Annotated in this window: 22 protein-coding genes, 1 pseudogene and 1 riboswitch; of the genes and pseudogenes, 14 read left to right on the top strand and 9 right to left on the bottom strand. The window is 31.8% G+C overall.

Translation table 11 applies throughout. The annotated features are described in order from the left end of the window. The gene (locus ACYUJ6_RS13635) at positions 1-126 is read right to left on the bottom strand and encodes a hypothetical protein (protein WP_461843299.1); all 126 of its coding nucleotides are present in this window, start codon (positions 124-126) and stop codon (positions 1-3) included. 208 nt (positions 127-334) lie between these two features. Here ACYUJ6_RS13635 and ACYUJ6_RS13630 point away from each other — a divergent pair, with 208 nt between their 5' ends. From ACYUJ6_RS13630 to ACYUJ6_RS13610, 5 genes and pseudogenes are all read left to right on the top strand, one after another. Then, entirely contained in the window at positions 335-1,180 is an 846-nt protein-coding gene (locus ACYUJ6_RS13630) for an aldo/keto reductase (protein ID WP_461843298.1), read from the top strand. A gap of 51 nt (positions 1,181-1,231) precedes the next feature. Then, positions 1,232-2,173, top strand: coding sequence for a 3-hydroxyacyl-CoA dehydrogenase family protein (locus ACYUJ6_RS13625; RefSeq protein ID WP_461843297.1), 942 nt, complete (start codon positions 1,232-1,234; stop codon positions 2,171-2,173). A 249-nt stretch (positions 2,174-2,422) separates the two neighbouring features. Then, positions 2,423-2,581 carry a transposase gene (locus tag ACYUJ6_RS13620; protein ID WP_461843296.1) on the top strand — a complete coding sequence of 53 codons (159 nt, stop codon included), beginning with the start codon at positions 2,423-2,425 and terminating at the stop codon, positions 2,579-2,581. Next, a complete protein-coding gene (locus ACYUJ6_RS13615; protein WP_461843295.1) occupies positions 2,571-2,738 on the top strand; it encodes a transposase in 168 nt (55 codons plus the stop codon). The genes ACYUJ6_RS13620 and ACYUJ6_RS13615 overlap by 11 nt, the downstream gene beginning before the upstream one ends. 282 nt (positions 2,739-3,020) lie before the next feature. Beyond that, positions 3,021-3,222: pseudogene (locus tag ACYUJ6_RS13610) on the top strand (DUF1232 domain-containing protein); the annotation flags it as partial. A 328-nt stretch (positions 3,223-3,550) separates the two neighbouring features. Here the strand turns inward: ACYUJ6_RS13610 and ACYUJ6_RS13605 are convergent. The 4 genes from ACYUJ6_RS13605 to ACYUJ6_RS13590 all read right to left on the bottom strand — a co-directional run bounded on the left by ACYUJ6_RS13605 (position 3,551) and on the right by ACYUJ6_RS13590 (position 7,457). After that, entirely contained in the window at positions 3,551-4,330 is a 780-nt protein-coding gene (locus ACYUJ6_RS13605; protein WP_461843294.1) for a serine hydrolase, read from the bottom strand. A 12-nt stretch (positions 4,331-4,342) separates the two neighbouring features. Further along, positions 4,343-5,842, bottom strand: a complete 1,500-nt coding sequence (gene yjeM, locus ACYUJ6_RS13600) for a glutamate/gamma-aminobutyrate family transporter YjeM (RefSeq protein WP_461843293.1) — start codon at positions 5,840-5,842, stop codon at positions 4,343-4,345. Between the two features lie 84 nt (positions 5,843-5,926). After that, the gene (locus ACYUJ6_RS13595; protein WP_461843292.1) at positions 5,927-7,006 is read right to left on the bottom strand and encodes a dipeptide epimerase; all 1,080 of its coding nucleotides are present in this window, start codon (positions 7,004-7,006) and stop codon (positions 5,927-5,929) included. A 124-nt stretch (positions 7,007-7,130) separates the two neighbouring features. After that, complete coding sequence (locus tag ACYUJ6_RS13590) at positions 7,131-7,457, bottom strand: DUF3870 domain-containing protein (protein ID WP_461843291.1); 327 nt, start codon at positions 7,455-7,457, stop codon at positions 7,131-7,133. A 226-nt stretch (positions 7,458-7,683) separates the two neighbouring features. Continuing rightward, positions 7,684-7,766, top strand: a riboswitch (cyclic di-GMP riboswitch). A 222-nt stretch (positions 7,767-7,988) separates the two neighbouring features. On the opposite strand from ACYUJ6_RS13590, the gene ACYUJ6_RS13585 reads away from it, so the two are divergent. Next, positions 7,989-9,695 carry a methyl-accepting chemotaxis protein gene (locus ACYUJ6_RS13585; protein ID WP_461843290.1) on the top strand — a complete coding sequence of 569 codons (1,707 nt, stop codon included), beginning with the start codon at positions 7,989-7,991 and terminating at the stop codon, positions 9,693-9,695. 21 nt (positions 9,696-9,716) lie between these two features. Then, positions 9,717-12,275 (top strand): Ryanodine receptor Ryr, encoded by a 2,559-nt coding sequence (locus ACYUJ6_RS13580; RefSeq protein ID WP_461843289.1) that lies wholly within the window; start codon positions 9,717-9,719, stop codon positions 12,273-12,275. A 444-nt stretch (positions 12,276-12,719) separates the two neighbouring features. Here the strand turns inward: ACYUJ6_RS13580 and ACYUJ6_RS13575 are convergent, their stop codons facing one another. Next, positions 12,720-14,009 carry a transposase gene (locus tag ACYUJ6_RS13575; RefSeq protein WP_461843288.1) on the bottom strand — a complete coding sequence of 430 codons (1,290 nt, stop codon included), beginning with the start codon at positions 14,007-14,009 and terminating at the stop codon, positions 12,720-12,722. A 162-nt stretch (positions 14,010-14,171) separates the two neighbouring features. Here ACYUJ6_RS13575 and ACYUJ6_RS13570 point away from each other — a divergent pair, with 162 nt between their 5' ends. The 4 genes from ACYUJ6_RS13570 to ACYUJ6_RS13555 all read left to right on the top strand — a co-directional run bounded on the left by ACYUJ6_RS13570 (position 14,172) and on the right by ACYUJ6_RS13555 (position 16,514). Continuing rightward, positions 14,172-14,588: a MarR family winged helix-turn-helix transcriptional regulator gene (locus tag ACYUJ6_RS13570; RefSeq protein WP_461843287.1), complete on the top strand. Its 417-nt coding sequence runs from the start codon at positions 14,172-14,174 to the stop codon at positions 14,586-14,588. A gap of 100 nt (positions 14,589-14,688) precedes the next feature. Further along, positions 14,689-15,588 carry a DUF2156 domain-containing protein gene (locus ACYUJ6_RS13565; RefSeq protein ID WP_461843286.1) on the top strand — a complete coding sequence of 300 codons (900 nt, stop codon included), beginning with the start codon at positions 14,689-14,691 and terminating at the stop codon, positions 15,586-15,588. Between the two features lie 144 nt (positions 15,589-15,732). Then, complete coding sequence (locus tag ACYUJ6_RS13560; protein WP_461843285.1) at positions 15,733-16,128, top strand: pyridoxamine 5'-phosphate oxidase family protein; 396 nt, start codon at positions 15,733-15,735, stop codon at positions 16,126-16,128. A 194-nt stretch (positions 16,129-16,322) separates the two neighbouring features. Beyond that, positions 16,323-16,514, top strand: a complete 192-nt coding sequence (locus ACYUJ6_RS13555; protein WP_461843284.1) for a YwbE family protein — start codon at positions 16,323-16,325, stop codon at positions 16,512-16,514. Positions 16,515-16,636: 122 nt separating this feature from the next. On the opposite strand, the gene ACYUJ6_RS13550 is transcribed toward ACYUJ6_RS13555, so the two are convergent. Continuing rightward, positions 16,637-16,996 (bottom strand): DUF3139 domain-containing protein, encoded by a 360-nt coding sequence (locus ACYUJ6_RS13550; RefSeq protein WP_461843283.1) that lies wholly within the window; start codon positions 16,994-16,996, stop codon positions 16,637-16,639. 200 nt (positions 16,997-17,196) lie between these two features. On the opposite strand from ACYUJ6_RS13550, the gene ACYUJ6_RS13545 reads away from it, so the two are divergent. The 3 genes from ACYUJ6_RS13545 (at position 17,197) to ACYUJ6_RS13535 (ending at position 18,446) form a co-directional block, all read left to right on the top strand. Further along, positions 17,197-17,646, top strand: a complete 450-nt coding sequence (locus tag ACYUJ6_RS13545; RefSeq protein WP_461843282.1) for a helix-turn-helix transcriptional regulator — start codon at positions 17,197-17,199, stop codon at positions 17,644-17,646. A gap of 61 nt (positions 17,647-17,707) precedes the next feature. Beyond that, positions 17,708-18,166 (top strand): hypothetical protein, encoded by a 459-nt coding sequence (locus ACYUJ6_RS13540; RefSeq protein ID WP_461843281.1) that lies wholly within the window; start codon positions 17,708-17,710, stop codon positions 18,164-18,166. An 85-nt stretch (positions 18,167-18,251) separates the two neighbouring features. Continuing rightward, on the top strand, positions 18,252-18,446 hold the full coding sequence (locus ACYUJ6_RS13535; protein WP_461843280.1) for a hypothetical protein: 195 nt from the start codon (positions 18,252-18,254) through the stop codon (positions 18,444-18,446). A 394-nt stretch (positions 18,447-18,840) separates the two neighbouring features. Here the strand turns inward: ACYUJ6_RS13535 and ACYUJ6_RS13530 are convergent, their stop codons facing one another. Continuing rightward, positions 18,841-19,719: a LysR family transcriptional regulator gene (locus tag ACYUJ6_RS13530; RefSeq protein ID WP_461843279.1), complete on the bottom strand. Its 879-nt coding sequence runs from the start codon at positions 19,717-19,719 to the stop codon at positions 18,841-18,843. 108 nt (positions 19,720-19,827) lie between these two features. Further along, entirely contained in the window at positions 19,828-20,739 is a 912-nt protein-coding gene (locus ACYUJ6_RS13525; protein WP_461843278.1) for a DMT family transporter, read from the bottom strand. Positions 20,740-20,841: the final 102 nt, after the last annotated feature.

Raw genomic sequence — 20,841 nt, 5'->3', positions numbered from 1 at the left:
TCATCTTTTTGTATTTGGTCCCAGGGCCTGCTTTTTGGTATTGTGATTTTGATTCTGATTATTTTTGGGAATAGAATCAGCTGTACTGCTGCATTTTTCCTGTAAATTTTTTTTACTCTTGGACATACATATCACCTCTAAAGTTAGTATTCCAATGAGAAGCATATTTATGCAGGTCATTATACAATCTGGGAAAGATGAACATAAATTATTTTGGAAATTTTTCCAAACATGTCTCATGAAGTCAATTCTTTTCATTTCACTGTACAGTTTATAGATTAAATTGTATTAATATTATTGTTGAATTATAATTATAAAAAAGGAGGCTTTACACATGAGTGAAATATTAGATGAAGCAGTAAAATTAAATGACGGGCTAAAAATTCCCTCCATTGGTTTTGGAACCTATACTTTAAACGGTACCCCTGGAGTAGAAATAATAAAGAGTGCAATTGATATGGGATATAGATTGATTGACACTGCATTCAATTATGAAAATGAAGGAGCTGTAGGTGAAGCAGTCAGGCAAAGCTCTGTATCAAGAGATAAACTTTTTATCACTTCCAAATTGCCCGGACGCCATCATTTATATAAAGAGGCAATTGCAACAGTTCAGGAGTCATTGTTTAGAGCCGGACTGGATTATTATGATTTATATCTGATTCACTGGCCTAACCCAAGGGCTAATTTGTACGTGGAGGCATGGCAGGCTTTAATAGAACTAAAAAGACAAGGACTGATTCGATCCATAGGGGTTTGTAATTTTGTACCGGAGTATATAGAACAATTAATAAAAGAAACGGGTATAGTTCCCAGTATAAATCAGATTGAACTCCATCCATATTTCAACCAGCAGAAGCAGAGGATTTGGAATGCAGAACATAAAATTATGACGGAGTCATGGAGTCCACTGGGTAGAGGCAACAGTATACTTAAAGAAAAAAGTGTAGACAAAATAGCAAAATCACATAAAAAGACTGTTTCCCAGGTAATATTGCGTTGGCATCTGCAGCTGGGGACAATTCCTATTCCAAAGGCATCTTCAGGTCAGCACCAATGTGAAAATATTAATATTTTTGATTTTGAATTGTCGGAAGAAGAGATGAAGACAATCTGTGGACTTACCCGAGAATCAGGGAGAAACAACAACCAGGATCCCAGAACCTACGAAGAATTTTAAATTTATATATAATGTATAGATAGATAAATTTATAAGAGGAGCTGAAATAAAATGAGTATTGAAAACATAAGTGTGCTTGGAACAGGAACTATGGGACATGGTATAGCACTGCTTTCTGCGGAAGCAGGATTAAATGTAAAGATGTATGGAAGAACAGATGTGAGTTTGAATAGAGGGTTTAATAATATAAAATCCAGTTTGAAGCTCTTAAAAAATGAAGGAAATCTTCAGGAGGATAAATGCAGGGAAATTTTAGACAGGATAAAAGGTGTTAATACTATTGAAAAAGCTGCTGAGAATGTGCAGCTTGTAATAGAATGTGTAGCTGAGAATTTAGAATTGAAGCAGAATATATTCAAACAATTAGATAGTATTTGCAGCAGTGGAGTAATTCTTGCTTCCAATACATCAGGACTTAGCCCTACAGATATAGCAAGGTATACAAGAAATCCAGAGAGAGTAGTTGTTGCACACTTTTGGAATCCGCCTCAGCTGATTCCACTGGTAGAAGTTGTACCAGGAGAAAAAACTTCAGGGGATATAATGGAGGAAACAATGAAATGGGTGGAGTTTATAGGGAAAAAAGGTGTGCGTATGGAAAAAGAATGCCCGGGATTTATAGGAAACCGCCTTCAATTGGCACTGCTTAGAGAAGCACTGTATATAGTTGAAAAAGGATGGGCCAAACCGGAAGAGGTGGATAAAGCCATGGAATATGGACATGGAAGAAGACTGCCTGTTACAGGACCTTTGTGTAGTGCGGATTTGGGAGGGCTTGATATATTTAATAATATATCAACATATTTATTTAAAGATTTATGTGATTATAAAGTTCCCTCCAAGCTTATACAGAGTAAAGTTGAATCCGGTGATCTGGGAAGTAAAAGCGGTAGAGGATTTTATAACTGGACACCTGAATTTTTAGAAAAAAAGCAAAGAGAACGTGTAGAAGTTTTGCTGGAGTTTCTCAAAAGAGATTCAATGGAAAATTAAAATTTGCGTTGGTAATTTTCCATTAAAAAGTTTAAAAGAAGCTTTTTAATGGAAATATCATTCAGACCCAGTATGGAAAAGGATAAGAGGATGATGCTGGTTTCAGGGGTAAAATTTCTGACAGCATTATGGATTCAATGAAATAATCTTAGAAAAGACATAAATCAAAGATCTGTTGGTGAATAAAATTCACCAACAGGTCTTTTTGAATAGAATGTGATGTGAAACTGCAGCCATTAGTATACAAAAATGTATTCTTTGGAAATACCAGAACATATTATTTTTGATATAGATTCCACCAATTTTGAGACCTATGGTACGCAGTATGGCTCAGATTACAATTCTCACTATGGTTCCAATGGATACCACCCATTACTTACGTTTGATGGATTGACTAATGAAATCTAGGACAATTGAAACAATTCGTATGAAGCTAATAAAGGTTGCAGCTAAGATAGTGAAAGGCGGAAGATATCTGAAATTTAGATTATGCAGCAGTTATCCATATAAAAAACTGTTTTTTAAAATACTTGACAGCATAGGAAATATTCCTATCACGTTCTAAATGAACGTATGATTTAAAAGCAAAATATTGCAGCGTTTACATTTGATGTCAAGGAGGGTAGTCTACCATTTTTGGGGATATGTACTTTTAGGTTACATTCTTTTTGCTTAATTTTAAGGTCAAGATAGGTCTTGAACTAATACAAAAAATTAAAAATTCAAATCCTATCATTAGATTTACGATAATAACCATAAAAATTGAGCTCATGAATAATTCGGGCCTTAATATACAACAGTAAAATAGAACAGTGAATAGGAGATTTAAATAGTGAATTTAAAAGTTATGGTGAGAAAATTAAAATTAGATATACCTGCTGTATCTATTGTTTTAAAGAAGAAAGAAACACCAGTAATCGAAAAGATCTTTGCCAGGAATTACAATTGGATATGCGCTATCACCTATTGATTTTATACCAGGTTTTATACCAGTTATAGGTTTGTTAGATGGCCTAATTTTACTTCCAATACTTGTTACAATACCTCTTATATAACTTGCTCATAAGTCGTTTGGCGGCTGTGGTTTCACCTTCATCTTTGTCTGAACTATCCTTTGCCGATATGATGAGGAAATGTGAGTAAGGGATAATTTGTTGAAAATTCCAGCAGGCTTTAATAGTGGAAAATGAATGCCATAAGACAGGAAGGATGTACATGGTGAAGTGGACTCTGATTCTCAAGGTTATCTACTGCTGGATAGTTTTTTATTGAATGAAGAAAAATAAAGTATATAATGGACAATTAATTCCAATGTAAAATAGGAGCGGATTTCTCCACCCCTTTCATTGAATTATACATAAATATAGGCAAGGTAAATTACTGCTTCGGGTTTATAAAATGTTCGTAAACTATTTTGGACATTCTTCCAATGGTGTCCCGTGCTAGATTGTTAACAGGAGCACCCCATGTAAGACCACAGAAAATATAGTCTACATTGGGAAGGTATACTATGCCTGTATCATGACTTATTCCATCCAGATCTCCTGTCTTATGTGCAATAAGGGTATCGTCTGGAATATAAAGTCTCATGACACTGTTGTCCAATTGAGCAGTCAATATGTTTTTCATTAGGATATTGTAGGGATTTCCCACTTTTACGCCTTTATAGATGATCTCAAAGAATTTTGCCATATCGGCGGCAGTGGTTTTATTTTCCCGTCCTTCTTTTCTTGCATCTGAATCCATCATCTTTCTTTGAAGTACAGTATTTTTAAGTCCCAGTTTTTTAATATAATTATTTACATTACTCATACCTGCAAGATCTATGAGTATATTTGCAGCAGTATTATCACTTTGTATTATCATTAAAGTGATTATATCTTTTAAAGTATAGCTGTTACCGCTTTCCAAAAGATTGAGTATGCTGAAGGGTACTTTAATCTCATCGTTAACTGTTATTCTCTGTTTAAGGGAAAGGGTGCCTTTTTTAACCAGCTCCAATATTTCCATCATTATGGGTATTTTTATAAGACTTGCGGAAGGCACAGCCACCTTTTCATTATGGGCAATTTTTTCTCCTGTTTTAAGGTTTTCTATAATAAACCCACAGTTTAATTTTTTAAAGTCTATTGTATTCAATATTTCTTCATACAGCATATTTTATACCCCCTAATTTTTAACTTTTTGTTTTGAAATTTTGTTCTTTTTTTCATAATTGGAATATAGTATAAATGCTATAATGGAAAAAATTACAGGACCTGCAGCCATCCATATAGTGCTTTGCATATCACCTTGAAGTGCCGGTGTAATTATAGTGAATAAGTTTGCAAAACCTATAGTAAACACAACAACTATCTCCCAAATTAATGAAGTTTTATAGCCTTTAAAAATTACAAAGGGCTTGACAATCTCTTTTTTCTTTTTAAAAGGCACAAAAGCCCCCGCTATAAACATATAGGGAATTGTCAATGCCACATTTGTCATGCTTACAACTATGTTGAAAAATTTAGATGCTCCTTCTCCGCCAACTGTAAGAAGCAGCAGCAGCAAAACAACTACAATACACTGTATCCACATTGCATTCTTGGGCATATCATCTTTTATTTTTGTCATTTTTTCCGGAAATAGGCCCTTTGGGGTACCTTCTATTATTTGCTTCAGGGGACCATATATTAAAGTTATAATGCTGCCGGTCAGTGCAAGGAACATTGACAATCCAACGAATCTTGCTATCCATGCACCCAGTGAAAGTGCTGCGGACTGGCTTAAATTCAAACTGATTCCCAGCTGATAGCCCAGATTCTGCATTATGACATAGGCAACATTAGCCAGGTGAACATCTGGATTGGAAAGTACCTGTTTCCAATTTGTAAAAATGCCGCACATAAATATACCTATGGAATATCCTAATGTTATTACTATTGCAGATATGGTAATACCTTTGGCAAAGTTTTTTTCAGGCTTTTCGGTCTGATCTACAAGTCCTGCTACAACTTCGATTCCTCCATAGGCAAATATGGCAAACACAATAAAAGATAAAATCGAAAGCCCATTGTTGTACTTTGGATTTGGAGATACTGTAAAACTAAGAGGCTGCGCAAGATGACCATGATTTGCTGCAAGTACAATCAAAGCTCCTACAATTAAAAGAACATTCAGAAGCATAACTGCAGTGCCTCCGGCTGAAGTAACCTTTGAAATATCCTTCAGGCCCTTGGTAGCCACAAATGTTATGGCTATTATAAAAACAATACTGAGGATTCCTATAACCTGTGTGGATTTAAGTCCCCAAAACCCCCAAGTGGCTGTTACATCTTTCCCAAATATTAGATTTGAAAGGGGAATCCATATAAGAGAACACATATCAACTATCAAAACAACATATGATGCATACCACATAAATGTAGCTTCAAAAGCATATTTAGGGCCTACTGATCTATTCATCCAAGAATAAATTCCCCCCCTTTCATTTTTAAAGGCAGATCCGAATTCTGCCATCATAAATGAATATGGAATAAAGAAGGCTATCCCTGATATTACATACCAGGGAATAGAAGAATATCCCATAAGCAGAAATGCTCTTGGCATATTAGCAAACCCAAATACCTCGGTGAATATCATTAGAATCAGTGCTGTAAGCGACAATTTTTTTAAATTATTCGTACCCATTTTTTCCCTCCTAGGTTTATTAAGTAAACATATAATATTCCTACAGAATCTCCTAAGAATTTAACTTAAGAAATTCGTGTTAGCCTATAAATAATTTATGGATTCTATACCAAGTCCAGGTTTATTTGTAAGTATTATTTTGCTTTCATTAAACACTGCTCCCCCATTTATGGGATCTTCTCTGCATAGAACAGGACCGTCCAGATCTATTTTAGTTATTATACTTTTTGCACAGGCCAGATGTACTGCGGCAGTAACGCTTACTTTTGCTTCCAGCATGCATCCTATCATGCATTCAACTCCATATATTTCTGCCAGAGCACATATCTTTAATGCATTGTATAATCCACCTGTTTTCATGAGCTTAATATTTATTAGATCCGCTGCTCTCTTCTGTAGAATATTTAGAGCATCCACAGGAGAAAATATACTTTCATCTGCTAAAACCGGTATGGATATGTTGTCTGTAACAAACTTCAATCCATCTACATCATGTGCTGTAACAGGTTGTTCTACAAGTTCAATTTTAAGATCTGCATCTTCCATCTCTCTTAACACCTTTACTGCTTCTTTAGGTTTCCATCCTTGATTGGCGTCTATTCTAAGGCCGGCTTCATATCCTACAGCTTGTCTTATAGCTTTCATTCTTTCCAGATCTTTTTTAGAATCTTTACCTACCTTTATCTTTAAGGTTTTATATCCTCTTTTTATGGCATTTATGCTGTCCTTTACCATCTCATCAGGGTTATTTACACTTATAGTTATATCCGTTGTTATTTCTTTTCTAAATCCACCAAGCAGCTTATATAAGGGAGCTTTATACAATTGACCGTATAAATCGTAGAGGGCTATGTCCACCGCAGCTTTTGCGCTGGTATTTTTTACAATACAGCTGTTTAATTTCTGCATTAAGGCTTCAAAGTTTTCTATATCCATACCTATGATGGATTTCTTTATGTGATCTTCTATAGCCCCTTTTATTGCTCCAGTTGTGTCTCCTGTTATGGCCCCGGTAGGCGGGGCTTCTCCAAAACCGATATTGCCTGTGTCCGTGTATATTTCCACTATAATATCTTCTACACTTTCCACAGTACGCAGTGCAGTTTTAAACGGGGTGTTCAGTGGAACGGATATTTTTCTTATTTTTATATCCTTTATCTTCATTAAGATTACCTCCTTGAAATTAATATAAAAAAGCCAGTAAAAGCACTATTAGTATTGTGCTTTTACTGGCTTTCATTTACTTTAAAATAAGGATAGCTTATTTATCATAAATAAAACAGTAAAATTAAAAATATTTCTTTTTGATTTCATTATATTTTTTAATTCCATCCTTATAAGCTACAATGATGGCCCTCTGAGAGGAACCATGATATCTTTTTATTATCTGCTTTTCTAATTCATTATCAAAGGCTTTAAGACTTCTGCCCATTAAAAGGGATCTTATAAATTCATCAGTGGTCTTCAATGTGGAAGATGAATTCAAATCAAGTATCTTACCTGTATTTAAATCCACCACAAAACCTATATAGAACGAATTGAATCTAATGGTAATGGCGTTATCAACATTAGTTTTTGCATTACCCACTATATATACTGTATTTTCTGTATACATCAAATCACCTTGCTTTATATAAGAAGTAAATTTAGATGCAGTTGCTGATTAATAAATATATAATATACTAAATATTCAAAGAAGTCAATTTGTTTTTATTATGTATCAATATTTATTGAAATATTGATATTAATATGGTAATATTACATAAATAAAGCTTAACATATAAATTTTATTATTAAATACATATATTTTCTTAGTAATAATTAATTACATTAATAAAATACATAATATGGAAACGATGAAGAATTCTCTTAATGTGGGTACCTTGGGAATTTGAAGTTAATGGTACAACCGTCCAATAATTAGCTTAACAACTGATTATTGTTTTTTTATTTATGCTGTTGAATACCCTGTGAAAAGGTCAAAGTATATGGTGAAGATCCTTGTACAGTTGCCAATAATGAGAATATTGTGTTATGGGTAGTAGATGTATTTAAGGAGGTAATGCTGATTAATTATAAAATCATTGAAAAAGAGAACATTGATAATGAAAAGCAATAAATAGGAGTATAATTAGGGGGGAGTATTATGTTTAAAAATGCTAAATTGCAGATAAAACTGTTAATTGGATTTGGTATTATTTTAATAATTATGTTGGTTACTACTGTTTGTGCTTATTATAACTTTAGCTATATGGAGACTATTAATGATAAATTAATAAGTAATGTCATTCCAATGGATAGATTAATTAAAGACATTAATAGTGAATTGATTGATGAGGAATCAGGGGTCAGAGGATATATTGCAAGTAATGGGGATAAAAAATATTTAGAATCATATAGTACCAGCCGTAAAAGTATAGATGAGAATATAAGAGAAATTAAAAATTACTATACTAAATATCAAGATATGGCAAGTATTATAACTGATGAAGAAATTCCTAATATTGAAGTGATAAATAAATATTTTGATTCTCAAGTTGAACTTGTAAAGACAGGTAAAATTGAAGTGGCATTAAACAGACTGGGGGATGGAAAAAAATACATGGATGTGTGCAAGCATGTTCATGATAAATTAAATAATGAAATAAATAAATTGAATAACGATGCACTTAACAGTATTAGAGCGGAGAATGTTAAGGCAAAACTTGTTATGGGTGTCATTTTTGCAATTGGTTTTATAATTGCTGTAGTTATAGCCTTGTTTTTTTCACATATGATGGTAATCCAGATAAATGACAGTATAATATCTTTAAAAGAAATTGCTAAGGGTAACTTGAAAATTCCTCCATTGAAAGTAAATGCAGAAGATGAATTTGGACAGTTGAGCAATGCAATTAATTCAATGCAAGATTCTGTAAAAGGTATTATTATGGCTATAACTGATGAAAGTAAAAATATAAATAAGGCATTAGCAATTTCAAATGATGATATTGTTGATCTTGCAGAGAAGCTTGAAGGCATATCTGCAGCAGTGCAGCAAGTATCTGCTGGAATAGAACAAACTTCATCTTCAACAGAGGAAATAAACTCCTCTTCTTCTGAGTTTAAGAATGCAGTAAAATCCATGGCAGATAAATCCCAGAAAGGGGCTGAATCCGCAGATGAGATTAGTAAGAAGGCCGTTGCTTTAAAGGAAAATTCTGTGGCACTTCAAGCAGATGCCAATGAAACAGGTGCAAGCATTAAAAAGATTATGGATGAAGCTTTGGAAAAAGTAAAAAAAGTTGAAAAAATTAGAATATTATTGGAGTCAATTTCACAGATATCTTCACAAACTAACCTTCTGGCTTTAAATGCTGCAATTGAATCCGCTAGAGCTGGTGAAGCAGGAAAGGGCTTTTCAGTAGTTGCTGAGGAAATCGGGAAACTGGCTGAAAACTCTAAGGAAACTGTCAAGGAAATACAGAGTACTATTAATACCGTATTTGAAGCTGTAGACAGCCTGTCAAATGCTTCAGAACGGACATTAGATTATATTGAAGCAAAAGTAGTTAAAAGTTATGAAGAATCAGTTTTGGTAGGAGAAAATTATGATAAAGATGCATTGTATATCAATAATTTAGTAAGAAATTTAAGTTCAACTTCAGAGGAACTTTTTGCATCAATAAAGGTTATGTCGGAGGGAATTGATGAGATATCAAGAGCAAGCAGTGATGGTGCCAAGGGTACAAATGATATTGCTGATAAAGTATTAAAAATAAAAGATAGGGCAAATCAGATAAAAATTGAGATGGATCATGTTAATCAGAGTTCGAAATATCTGAAAGAACTTGTTTTAAAATTTAACATCTAAATGAAAGAAGGAGTTGCAGTTATGGAAATCCAGGATTTTAATATTGTTGTATCTGGTGATGTATGCGTAAATTTATTATTTTGGCAAATCAACAATGAATATATAAGCGACTTAAATTGGCAGCAGTATCCACATATATATAATAAAATGGCTGAAGGAGAGTCTTTACTTTTAGCCAAACTTGTATCCTTATCTACAGGAGCCAATGTGATTTCTCCTAAAATAGATTATGATAAAGATCATTTGCCAAAGGGAATTCTCAGTTCTACCATACAGTTAGGCCTTTTCCCTGCAACATCCAAGGACAAAGACAGGAATAAAGTGTATAGGGTAAAGGAATTTTTGGGATTTACAGAAATACTTTTTAATGATCCCAAATTGTTTCCTATTATAAATGATGATAAAAATGCCGGTATGGTTATACTTGATGATGAAAATAATGGTTTTAATAATAATGAAGAATTTTGGCCTTCAGCTTTAAAAGAATCTGACAGCCATCCAACCATTATATATAAAATGGACGATCCCTCTAAATCAACTAAGCTTTGGAAACATTTAGAACAATTTCATATGGAAAACACTATAGTAGTTATAAACGGAGATGATCTGCGTTCCAAGGAAGTTAACATAAGTAAAAATCTTTCCTGGGAAAGAACGGCACTGGATTTTGTTTGGCAAATAAAAAATAACCCCACTCTTACTTTTCTGTCTAAGTGCAATCACCTAATTGTACCATTAGGTCTGGAAGGTGCTATATACTATTGTAGAAATAAAGGAGAAGCTAAATCTCAATTATATTTTTTGACATATGCATTTGAAGGTGATTTTATAAAAGGAACTCAGGGAAAAATGTATGGCCTCACTTCCTGCTTTGTTGCTGGACTTGCAAAATCTGTTGCTTTGGGAAAGCTTGAAAACAGATCCCTTGACAAATCAATTGATGATGGCATACGTCAGGGAATTACAGCTGCACAAAAATATTTTATGTATGGCTTTGGTAAAAATATTGTGGAAAATATTTTTCCTAATCCTTTAATTTTTAGTGAAGGAGAAAATGACTTCATATATAAAGAATATATACAGGATGTACAAGTGCCCAGTTTAAGTAATCCTAACTGTCAGTCATGCTGGTATATCATCAAAGATAAAAGTTCTGCCAATTTGGCTGAAATAGCTTATGATATTGTTAAAAACGGTGAAGAAAGTGCTCTTGAATATATACCCATAGCTCAATTTGGTAAATTGAAAACTGTTGACAGAGATGAATTTGAAGCCTATAAGAGTATTAAAAATCTTATGTCCGAATATGTTCTTTCAAAAAATACAGTCAGGCCGCTTTCTATTGCTGTATTTGGGACACCAGGTTCTGGAAAATCCTTCGGGGTAACAGAGGTTGCGTCTTGTGTAGCCCCAAATTCAATTGAAAAATTGGATTTTAATTTATCCCAATTTCAAACATTATCGGATTTAATTATAAGCTTTCATAAAATAAGAGATGTTTCTTTAGTAGGGAAAATTCCTCTGGTATTTTTTGATGAATTTGATTCGACCTTTGAAAAAAAGCTGGGATGGCTGAAGTATTTTTTGGCACCTATGCAGGATGGCATATTTAGAGAAGATAATTCTATTCATCCCATTGGAAAAGCTATTTTTGTATTTGCAGGAGGTACCAGCAGTACGTTTAAAGAATTCTGCGGAGAAAATATTGAGAATAAAACTGAATATAAAGAATTCTTTAGGGAATTTCAAAGTGCAAAGGGTCCGGATTTTATAAGCAGACTAAGAGGTTATGTAAATATTCTAGGACCCAATCAAACGGATGAACGTTGGGATCAATTATTTATCATCCGCAGAGCCATGCTGCTTAGATCTCTGATGGAACGCAAGGTACCACATCTTATAAACGAAAGAGGAGAAGCACAGATAGACAAAGGTGTGCTGCGGGCACTTTTGAAAGTCAGCAGATATAAACATGAATCAAGATCTATGGAAGCAATATTGGAAATGAGCAGGCTGACCGATGCAAAAAAATGGGAACAATCCTATTTACCTCCCAAGGATCAATTAAGACTTCATGTGGATGAGGATGAATTCTTCCGCCATTTGATGAGGGATGAATTTTTTAATGAAAAAGTTGAGCAGCTTTCTGTGGCTCTTAATTATAGTTATATAGTGATTCATAAAAGCAAAGATGAAGTTGATTCAAGTCCGGATAAATACTGGCAGGTTCTCAGTGAAAGCCAAAAGGACTCCATTAGAGATAATATAAGGCATATTCCTGATATATTATACAAGGTTTATTATGATCTGATTTCTGTATCTGAAAAAGAAAAGCCTGAAGTTATTGAATTTACAGAAAAGGAATTAAATATTCTGGCAAAATATGAACATGAATACTGGCTGATGACAAAAAAGGAAACTGATTCTTCAATGTTGTCCTGGGACAGTCTATCAAATGATAGTAAAAATAAAATAATAGATTATATTAAATGTTGGCCTAAGATACTGGCAAATGCCAATTTTAAAATAGAAAGGCTAAAGTTTGCATGTTATTGTGAATCTCATCTTAAATTTGTGTAAAATTAATATTGCTCAAAGGGCACTAACGCTGATAATATATACGGATAGAAGTTTTCATGAGTTAGTTGTTTCATGCACATAGCTGGAATCAATTATAATGGGAAAGGTGAAAAATCATCTTCCATCTTGAAATTTAGTTATTTCTTGAGCTGAATCCAGTTATGTTCTTAGACAACAGGTGTTTTGTACATTTGACAAATTGCGTAATAGGATTTAATATATTATTAGGTAAAACCTAACTAATTAATTAACTAACTACCTAAGTTTTGTACCAATGTAAAATAATATTTTTGATTTTAATGCCAGTAAATTTAAGCCAATAATTACTAAATTAATCCTTTTTTTAGGCAGAGCCTGCTGGTTTAATGTGGTAGCCCTAAAAAACAAATTGCTTAATATAGGTAAAATAGATTTACCATTAATGGATTATATTTCATTACACTTTTAAATATTAAAACATAGTTGCTCATATGAAGGTCCACATAGTGTGTCTGCAATAATTTTAGAAAGTTTGGTAAGCGAAGGAATATTAACCTCTATTTTATCAATAGTTCGTCTTACAAAACCTTTTATATTGCCAACTTTCTTTACTAGAACTCTAACCCCAACAGTTTCTAATTCAGTATTATGCAATGTTGTTGTTTTAAACCAGGTTATAAGATTGTGAGTTAAGAAAACCAACCAGAGGAATCCATAGATGCCATAAAAAGAAGTAGTTCTAAGGTTTTTAATATGATATACATTTTTAGCCATTTTAAAAAATGCTTCAATTGTTTGACGTTCATTATAGAAGTGGAATAATTCAACTGCATTCATATCATTTGAATCAATATTGGTTACAAGCATTGTATATTTTAATTTACCACTTTTAGTGAGAATTTGAACTATTATAATCCTCAATCCATCAGTATTAGGAAGTTCATAAACCCATGCAGCCTCATCAGCCTGGGTATACTCAGAATATGGTATTCCTTTGGCAATATTTTTTGCTTTTACAGTAGAATAACCTTTGGTAACAAACTTTAAGTTAGGTATGGATTTCATTAGTTCAATTATATCTGTAGAGCCATATCCACTATCTGACCGTATAATTAAATTACCATTATTCAATGAGTCTGTGTACTTTGACAATGTAGATTTAAGCAAATCTTTAAAATGATCTTGACAGTGTGTATTTCCAGAATCAAGATATATTGCAATTGTTTCAGAGTGTTTTCCTGTAAATGCTGCTGACATTTGGTATCCACGTTGATTTTTCTTCTTTGAGAAATATCCTTTTGCAGTTAATTCATAGGATTTTCCATTTGCAATTAATCCAGATTGATCAAAATCTACAACGACATTTTTATCAATAAAAACTGAATTACTATTTTTAATGAAAAGTTTATGATGTATATCCTCAAACTGGGATATAGAGTCAATGTCAAAACGGTTTAAAACTTTGTTAATCTGTGATTGATCAGGAAAACTATCCATATTGAATAGATTTGCAGATAATTTTTCTGGACCAAGGTTCTCATTAATGTCTTTCATAAATTCACAGCCTATAACTATGGACATTATTATGGTGATTAGTTTCTGATAAACTGAGAATTTTACTTCTTTCATCTTTAGTTTAAAATTCTCTAAGGGCTTGAAAAATTCAAGCTTTAGCCCATATTGCATTACTGAAATAAGCCAAATGGAAGTAGTTTCTTCTTTACAGTCACTTTGAGAAAATGTTATCTTATTCATATAGGATAATACCACCTTTCATGATTGTTTTTCCAAAGAAACTATTTCTAGAAAGGTGTGCTATTATCCTTTAGTTACTTTTTGGATATAATACCATGGAAATTTGTTCATATTAGTTAGATTTAGTTTGTACGAAATCTAGGTAACTACAGAGGTGATAATTTGGATAATAAAAAAAAATTATATGAAACTTACAGCGGACTTATGAAAATAAAGGGACAGTGTTCCTGTAAATTAATTGATGAACTTAATATGTCGGAATTAACACTTCGGCAAATTGAATATATAAAAAAAATCGGCAAATATGAGTGTATTACAGTTAGTAAATTAGCAGAAATTTTAAATTTATCTAAACCATCTATTACAGAGATGGTGAAGAAGTTTGTAAAATTGGGCTGTGTTTATAAAAAGCAATGTCAGGAAGATGGGAGAGTACAGTATGTATTTCTTACAGATAGAGGAAAATGCATAGCTGGCTTCGAGAATTTGAAAATTAAAAGATTAGTGGATAAAATAATTGAAAGCCTTGGTGAAGACGAAATAAATATTTTAATAAATATTTTGTTGAAAATCAAGTAGCAGACCAAGTTAATAAATAAAAATAAAGTTAGGTTAATAAAAACTAATTGAAGTATTTCCAAGAAAATATGTGACTTAAAATAATATATGGAAGGTTGATATGATGAATTTTAAGAAGATTACCTTGGAGGACAAAGAGCTGTTCCAAAAGTATATATGCCCTTATAAGTTTTTAAGTTGTGAGTACTCATTTACTACTTTATATATATGGAGAGATGCTTGTGATGTTCAGTATGAAATCTATAAAGGTGCATTGATTGTAAAGAAAAAAGATTTCCAGGGAAATTATCATTTTATGCAGCCGCTGGGATATAAGGCGGAAAATTTAAAAGATATACTGGAATATCTGTCAAAATATAAAAAAGAAAATGGAATGAAGTATATATTTAAGGATCTGGAAGAAGATTTTATAAAAAAAATCAGGACTTTAGGTATAGAGGAACAGGGAATGTGCATCAAAGAAGACAGGGATAATTTTGATTATTTATATGAAGCGGAAAAACTGATAAAACTTTCGGGAAAGAAATTTCATGGAAAGAAAAATCATTATAATTCTTTTGTTAAGAAATATGATTATGAAGTAAAAGAAATAAAGGGAGAAGAAGTTATTAATGGAGTAATAAAGGCTGCAGAAAAATGGTGCAGTGAAAACAATAATAATGACAAAATGATTTATTATGAAACTGTAGCTGTAAAAGATATTGTCCAAAATATAGATAAGTTTAATTTAAAGGGAATAGCGGTTTATGTAAATCATGAAGTAGTAGCTTTTAGTCTAGGAGAAAAACTCAATGATAAATTAGCAGTAATTCATGTGGAGAAAGGAGATGTGAATTACAAGGGAGTTTACAGTTTTATTAATAAAGTTTTTATAGATAAATGTTTTAGTGACGTGAAAATAATAAATAGAGAACAGGATTTAGGCATAGAAGGACTTAGAAAAGCTAAACTCTCCTATAATCCATTCAAACTGGAAAAGAAGTTTATTATTAGTTGTTAACTTGTATATAATGTGAAAGTAAATTAATTAAAAATATGGAGGTAGTAAATAAGAGTGTTTTCAGTAGTTCGTATTTCTCATAATTTGACAAAAACCAATATTTAGATTATAATATCTTTACTTATTGAAAGGAGTAAAAAGAATATGGATGAAGTTTTACAATTTTTAAAACACAATCATGTTTTTTATCTTGCTACAGTGGATGGGTCTACACCAAAGGTTAGGCCATTTGGATTTGTAATGGAATACAAGGGTAAACTCTGCTTTTCTACAAATAATCAGAAAGATGTTTACAAACAGTTGAAAGCCAATCCTAAATTTGAAATATCTACTACATCTAAAACTGCTGAATGGCTGAGATTAAAAGGTAAGGCAACCTTTATCACCACTGAGGATTCAAAACGCGCAGCATTGGATGTTATGCCTTCTCTCGGAAAAATGTATAGTGTTGGCGATCAGATTTTTGAGATCTTCTGTGCAGATGAAGCTGAAGCAACATTTTATAACATGAAGGGTGAATCCAGAACCATAAAATTATAAAAATTTAATTTGGCTAGAAAGATAGTGTTAGACCGTATATGGAAATAATGTGCTTATTAAAATCTTTGATTTTAAAATTCCCTCAGACTATGTATGAGTCCGGAGGGAATTTTTATTTCATTTATTGAATATACCAATATATACAGAGCATGTGGTGAATATACATAAAAAATAAAGAAAGAAGAGTAATATCTATGGATGGAACAAGACGAAGCAATGTAAAACCAGGTACAAGAGTTTTAGTTGTACAAAAGCAAGATCAGCGTTCAGGAAAATTAACTGAGGGTGTAGTGAAAAGGATTCTTACAAATTCACAGGTTCATCCTCGGGGTATCAAAGTTATGCTTGAGGATGGAATTGTAGGAAGGGTTAAAGAGATAAAATAATTATTTACACGGCCTACTCGATTAATCAAGATCTGATTTTCAACATCTATAAAAGCCATTTAAATTATGATTGACAAGCATAGTTTAAATGGCTTATTTGGTGTCTTATAAAAAACTATAAACTATTTATCATATAGGTATTTTAACGCTTCACTTTCAGCATGTTTATAAACTCTTCCATCAGAGCGCATACCTGATATACCAGTTTGATGTATATTTTTATAATCATACCAGTATGTTGCTTTTGGTTCGTCAGTAAAGACTACGCTTAGAACATATTCACCAGAACCTAATATTTTCCCCATATAAGTATGTTTTACTTTTATATATTTAATATCTTTAGCAGTATAGCCTTTGGTATTTGTTAAATAATTCTCAGCTTTTGAATGAATAGTTACTTTATTACTAATAACTATAATGAATTGAATAAAACAAAAGGATGCTAGTATTACAAAAATTGTAACTTTAATCTTTTTTTTCACATTTTTACTCCCATCTCAATAAGTTTATAGCCAATTAAATTGCTGATATAAGCTTATTTATTTTTTATCTGCAAGTGATGTGGTAATCCATATAAAATAATGATATCATATTTTATATCTTTAGTGTAAAATTACATTATAATAGTATTATTATAACACATAACTATATACTTAAAAATATAATTAAAGAAGGGACCATTATGACAAGGGAAGATTTTATAAAAATAGTAGATTCAAAAGTTAAACTCATAAGGAATGAGAAAAACTATACTCAGGATAAAATGGCACATGTTCTTGGAATATCCAAAAAAACTCTTGTACAAATAGAGAAGGGAAGGAGTACTTTGGGCTGGACCACTTCTGTTGCCGTATGCACTATATTTAAAGACAGTGAAATATTGCAGCTGGCTTTTGGAGGCGAAACACAGGATATCATATTGTCCCTGGCCTTTGGCGGTTATGAAAGAAGCTATGGGCAGACCATGGGAGGTAAAATGTGGTGGAGTGATGTCGAGATTAAAGGCAGCTATAAAATTCAACAGAATATAATATCAAAACACTATAGAATTTTAGATGATAAAGACAGAAGAATATGTTCTTCCTTTAAACTTGACTATGTGCAGAAAAGGTTAAGTGAATTGAATCCATGATTTTCATTAATTGATGATTAAGCTTAAAACACTAATTTGTTATCAGGGAGGCGTGATGGGTTTGAAAAGTAAAACCGCTATTTTAAATTTAATTATTCTAAATGTGATTGGCATAATGGTGAATATATCTATTGCTTTTGAAGGCAGACCTACATACTTTAATTTTATTTTTTCAGCTTTTTATTTATTGGTATGGATTGGTTTCGGGATATACTTTTATACTAAAAAAGAATTGATTATTTATATATATATGCTGGGATATTGGGTAATGGTGATGGCTGATTCTATAATAAACTTAATCATTATCAGGTTAAATGCTCAAGTTGCAGTTGGTCTTTCTAAATTTTCCATAATAAGTATTTTGTTTCATGTTATATTTGTAACGCCATTATATGGGTTAAAAGTGTTTTTTAAATTACCAGTTAAAGAGTGGTTATTTTCTGTTATTTCAATTTCCGTGATATTTGTAATTTTATCGACTTTAGCAATTAATATTATTAGAAAAAATAAAAAATTATAATTATAAGTGGGCTATGCAAACGGAAAATGTATAAAATTAAGATAGAATAGATCAAATTTGGCACTAACCAAACGGGGTAAGAGGTATGAATATAGAGAAAAATGATAGGAAAACAATGCTTATAGGCAAGACTATAAAAGAGGCAAAATCTATTAAGAAGGATTATCTTTTAGTATATGACAAGGCAATTGTTCCTATAAGAGGTAGAGTTTCTGCAGAATATAGAAAGAATGTCTGTATGAATTTACTTGGTGATTTTCTCCAAAGTAAGGGAATCTAATTCACCTGTAATTAAATAATCTCAAATAATGATATTTTAGTAAGCATAAATTAAATGAAAACTTAAATGCCGGGGATTCATCATCCCCGGCATAAAGGCAAGTATCAATATATTTTAGAAATAACATTTTAGTTTATCCAATGGCTGTCATTGCTAAGCTCACACTTCATGAAGTGGAAGCTTAGCAATTTTACATCCCTGGATAAGTTCTTTTAGGATTCAGTAAATAAAGATATTCCTTATGGGAAAACCTCACCACACCTAAAAATCACTTGATTAAAAACATAAAACATTTAATAACTTTAACATATTGATATAGCCTTATGTAAATAGGATGTGTATAAGTGAATTTTATTATGCTGGTAATTTAAGGATGATATTTAAGATATAATATCTAAATTTTGCTTGATTTAAGTATTATATCTATAATTTCTTTCTCCTGCAAAACCATAAAATGCTCTTTTTTGAATGCCAATGATATATAAAAGGTTATGGGTTCCCTGAGAGATAATGCTTTTATATCATTCATGTCTTTAACAGATTGACGTACCATTAATCCCACCCCAAATCCTGATGCTATGAGAGATTTAGCAGTTTGTATTTCATCTGTATGATAAAAATATTTTGTCGATATATTGTTTTTATTGCAGAGATCTTTAAGAACTTGATTATGTACATATCCTTCACCTAGAGAAATAAACTTTTCTCCTGAAAGTTCTTGAAAATCTATTTTATTTCTTTTAGCTAGAGGATTATTTTTATTTATGCAAACTGTAAATTCATCTGTTGTCAAAACGTATGATTTTATAATGTCATCTTCCAATGGTTCAATAGATCCTATAAGTGCCATATCTACTTCGTTTTTGATAAGAAGTTTTTTCATAGTTACTGAGCCGGTTTCCACAAGACTGAAGCATTTATCCAAACTATTTTTAACTAAATCTTTTAAAATTAGTGGAAAATAGTATGCACCTATTATAGGAGGAACTCCTAATTTTATCTTGTCACCATTTATTCGAGATATTTCTGATTTAGCTTCTTTTATTTCAAATAATATATTTTTGATGTGGTTTTCTAAAACTTGTCCAGATTTCGTAAGTGATATCTGATTTTGGGAATGATCCCTTATTATAAGTTTTGTATTCAACTCTTTTTCAAGTCTGTGAAGTGCCATAGTTATAGAAGGTTGGGATATATAAAATTGTCTGGAGGTTTTAGTGAAACTTTTAGTTATACAGAGAGAATCGAAATATTCCAGATCTCTGATATTCATATTATAACACCTAACTTTAATTAAAATAATTATTCTATACTATATTAGATCAAGAGGTATTTATTTATTTTGTTGACTAGATACATATACTTAATTGAAAAATTTTAGTCATGATGCTAATTTTCTACTTTCCTTTTTACCTGAACTGAATTTAACATAAGATCCGGCAATTATAAATATTATTCCTATAATCATATTGGTTTTTATACTTTCACCCAGTATAAGTACGGCAAAAATAGTGGCCAATGCAGGTTTTATTAAAAATACCATTGATGCAGTTATTGCTGAAGTTTCCTTTATAGCACCAAGATAGCATATATAGCCAATTGCCTTTATAAAAATACCCATATATAATAATACCAGTATATTGCTTAAAGTTATTCCTGAAAAAATCGGTCTGCCGGTTACTATAAGGATAATCAGTAAAGCCAGCACTCCAAAAGAAAAGCCGAAGAAATTTGAAACATATCCTCCATATATTTCAACTCTTTTTTTACTGTATACAGTATAAAAAGACCAGCTTACTGCAGAACCAAGTGCAAAAAGCATACCTATAATATCTCTGGGATTTCCAAGTCCTCCTATAATTTCTGAAGGATTCAGTATTATAACAGCTCCAATTAAAGACACAACCATTGATATAACAGTTGCCTTGGATACCTTTTCCTTCAGCATGAAATATGCAAAGGGTACTGAAAACACTGCATTCAAACAATACAGAACTGCTGCAGTAGATGCTTTGGTGTAAGTAACGGCAAACTGAAGCAATACCATGGATACAGTAACTGCCGATATACCACAAATTGCAAAATATCTTAAATCGTCAGCTTTTATTTTCAGTTTTCTAGCTTTAACATCCTTCATAGCCAGAGGACATAACAATACAGCTCCTATTAAAAAAGCAATAAACATAACCTGAAATGGATCCATACTACCTGTTTGTGATAGAATTCTACCTGCAACTTCAGCAGTACTATAGAAGATAGCAGTTAAAATAATAAATATATATCCTTTTTTCATTTTTTAATCCCTCTCCAAAATATATTTATATTAATGTTTTGCTTAAATTTTAATACCGATATAGTTTACTATGCTGATTTAGGATTTTTTGTTAGTAACTCT

The sequence above is a fragment of the Clostridium sp. JNZ X4-2 genome (assembly GCF_054889485.1).
This window is presented reverse-complemented; position numbering and strand designations above follow the sequence as displayed.